Source organism: Streptomyces sp. BE303 (assembly GCF_036290945.1).
Classification (GTDB): Bacteria; Actinomycetota; Actinomycetes; order Streptomycetales; family Streptomycetaceae; genus Kitasatospora.
Genome location: NZ_JAQYWZ010000105.1, coordinates 1 through 344, shown reverse-complemented (window position 1 = coordinate 344; position 344 = coordinate 1). Strand labels below are relative to the sequence as shown.

Below are 344 nucleotides of genomic sequence, written 5' to 3'. Positions count from 1 at the left end.
GGGTGGCTCCCAGTCGTCCGCGTTCGACAAGCGGTTGGCGGTCGTGGAGGACGCCGACCGGCAGCGGAGCGTCGCGGACGTCGTACGCACGCACGACGCCGCTGCCCTCGGTCATGCCTCGACCGGGGCGGACGAGACCTCGCGGGCGTTCCAGGGGCTGGGCAACGACTCGCTGAAGGCAGTCGTGCTGCGTCTCCGTTTGCAGCGCGCGGGCGGGGCCGGCGAGGAGCGGGGGACCGGCGCAGACATGCGGACGGCGGGCGTCGTGCCCGCGTTCACCGGCCCGCGCGCCCGGCCGTTCTGCGCGGCGCGGGCGGGGGGCCGTGACCGGGGCGTCCCCGAGG

At 77.0% G+C, this 344-nt stretch carries 1 protein-coding gene; it reads left to right on the top strand.

The features are described from left to right. Positions 1–344 (top strand): acyl carrier protein (locus tag PUR56_RS00390; RefSeq protein ID WP_329947359.1); only part of this gene is annotated, 344 nt, incomplete at both ends.